A 2,513-nucleotide genomic window follows, 5' to 3' on the forward strand; every position below is an offset into this window, starting at 1 on the left:
CTGAGAACGGCGGTGAGAAAGTCGGCCACGGTAGCGGCGGGATGAGCCTGCTGCGGGCGGCGTAAAAGTCGTCCACTTTTACCCTTTCTGGCGACAGGGAGGGTGGGAGGATTTTCACCGTGGACATGTATCGGAAGGTTCGGCTGGCCTGTGCCGAGGGCATGAGTCAGCGCGAGGCGGCGCGGCATTTCAACATCTCGCGCGACAGCGTCAGGAAGATGATGGCGTTCTCGGTTCCGCCGGGCTACCGGCGGAAGGCGGCGGTGAAGCGGCCGAAGCTGGATGCTTTTGCCAGGATCATCGATGCTTGGCTCGACGGCGATCGGGATGTGCATCGCAAGCAGCGGCACACGGCGAAGCGGGTGTTCGAGCGGCTCAAGGCCGAGCATGGCTTCACCGGTGGCTACACGATCGTGAAGGATTATGTGCGCGAACGCGAGCGGCGCGGGCGCGAGATGTTCGTGCCGCTGGCGCATCCGCCGGGTCATGTCCAGGCCGATTTCGGCGAGGCGGTGGTCATCATCGGCGGTGTCGAGCAGAAGGCGCATTTCTTCGTCATGGATCTGCCGCACAGTGATGCCTGCTTCGTGCGGGCCTATCCGGCGGCGACGGCGGAGGCCTGGGTCGACGGTCACGTCCATGCCTTCACTTTCTTCGGCAAGGTGCCTGCGTCGGTGCTCTACGACAACGACCGATGCCTGGTCGCGAAGATCCTGCCGGACGGCACGCGTCAGAGGGCCACGCTGTTCAACGGGTTCCTGTCGCATTACCTGTTCCGGGACCGTTACGGACGCCCCGGTAAAGGCAACGACAAGGGCAATGTCGAGGGTTTGGTCGGCTACTCCCGCCGCAACTTCATGGTGCCGATCCCCCGGTTCGCGACCTGGGACGCGTTCAACGACTATCTTGAGGATCAGTGCCGCAAGCGTCAGACGGACGCCCTGCGCGGCCAATCGGAGACCATCGGTCAGCGCCTTGCGCGGGACCTGGCTTCGATGTCCGACCTGCCCGCCGCGCCGTTCGACGCCTGTGATCAGGCCACCGGGCGGGTCAGTTCGCAGGCGCTGGTGCGCTACAAGACCAATGATTACTCGGTCCCGGTCGCCTATGGCCACCGCGATGTCTGGATCCGGGGCTATGTCGACGCCGTCGTAATCGGCTGCGGCGGTGAGGTCATCGCAAGGCATCCGCGCTGCTACGACCGCGAGGACATGGTCTTCGATCCGATCCATTACCTGCCGCTGATCGAGCAGAAGATCAACGCTCTCGACCAAGCTGCCCCCTTGGCTGACTGGGACCTTCCACCCGAGTTCGCCACCCTGCGCCGTCTCATGGAAGCGTGCATGCAGAAGACGGGGCGGCGCGAATACGTTCAGGTCCTGCGCCTGCTGGAGAGCTTCGGCATCGACGACCTGCATGCCGCAGTGAAGAAGGCGCTGCAGCTCGGCGCGGTCGGCTTCGACGCCATTAAGCACCTCGTCCTCTGCCAGGTCGAGAAGCGGCCGCCAAAGCTGGACCTCGACGTCTACCCCTACCTGCCGCGCGCCCATGTCGCGACCACCTCGGCTGCGGCCTACATGTGCCTGCTGTCGGAGGATGCGGCATGACCGAAGCCCCGAAGATTCTGCTGGCGCACCACCTGAAGACGCTGAAGCTGCCGACCTTTTTGCGGGAATACGACAAGCTCGCCCGCCAATGCGCGGCCGAGGGCCAGGACCACGTCCAGTTCCTGACCCGTCTGGTCGAGCTTGAACTTATCGACCGTGAACGGCGAATGGTCGAGCGGCGCATCAAGGCCGCGAAGTTCCCGGTCACCAAGAGCCTCGACAGCTTCGACTTCAGGGCGATCCCCAAGCTCAACAAGATGCAGGTGCTGGAACTGGCCCGCTGCGAATGGATCGAGCGCCGCGAGAATGTCATCGCCCTTGGCCCCAGCGGCACCGGCAAGACCCACATCGCCTTGGGTCTCGGGCTGGCGGCCTGCCAGAAGGGCATGTCGGTCGGCTTCACCACCGCCGCGACGCTGGTCAACGAATTGATGGAGGCGCGAGACGAACGTAGGCTGCTGCGCCTGCAGAAGCAAATTGTCGGCCACAAGCTCCTCATCATCGACGAACTGGGCTTCGTGCCCCTCTCCAAAACCGGCGCCGAACTGCTGTTCGAGCTGATCTCGCAGCGCTACGAACGGGGTGCCACGCTGATCACCAGCAACCTGCCGTTTGACGAATGGACCGAAACCTTCGGCTCCGAGCGGCTCACCGGCGCACTCCTCGACCGGCTCACCCATCACGTCCACATCCTCGAGATGAACGGCGACAGCTATCGGCTCGGCCAGAGCCGTGCCCGAAAGACCCCACCCAGCACCTGATCAAGCAACCGAGATTTGGCCCTGCGGGCCAATGCGCCATGGCCCGCGCCAGCTATCTGGCGAGCGCGCGCGCCATGGCGCTCAATCCCCGCCACTGGCCTGGTTTTGCGCCGCCCCGTGGCCGGTTTTGTCTCCGCCGTTGACA

The 2,513-nt window shown here is 64.3% G+C and carries 2 protein-coding genes; both read left to right on the plus strand.

Going from position 1 to position 2,513, the window contains the following annotated elements:
- Positions 1-125 precede the first annotated feature (125 nt).
- A complete protein-coding gene (gene istA, locus DFP89_RS19825) occupies positions 126-1,607 on the plus strand; it encodes an IS21 family transposase (protein ID WP_114351022.1) in 1,482 nt (493 codons plus the stop codon).
- The gene (gene istB, locus DFP89_RS19830) at positions 1,604-2,368 is read left to right on the plus strand and encodes an IS21-like element helper ATPase IstB (protein ID WP_114351023.1); all 765 of its coding nucleotides are present in this window, start codon (positions 1,604-1,606) and stop codon (positions 2,366-2,368) included. The genes istA and istB overlap by 4 nt, the downstream gene beginning before the upstream one ends.
- The last annotated feature ends 145 nt before the right edge of the window (positions 2,369-2,513 follow it).

This window comes from Paracoccus lutimaris (genome assembly GCF_003337565.1).
In the GTDB taxonomy this organism is placed as follows: Bacteria; Pseudomonadota; Alphaproteobacteria; order Rhodobacterales; family Rhodobacteraceae; genus Paracoccus; species Paracoccus lutimaris.

Excerpts from the sequence above, each read along its gene's own strand:
- istB (WP_114351023.1), top strand. The coding sequence starts at position 1,604 with ATGACCGAAGCCCCGAAGATTCTGCTGGCGCACCACCTGAAGACGCTG.
- istA (WP_114351022.1), top strand. The coding sequence starts at position 126 with ATGTATCGGAAGGTTCGGCTGGCCTGTGCCGAGGGCATGAGTCAGCGC.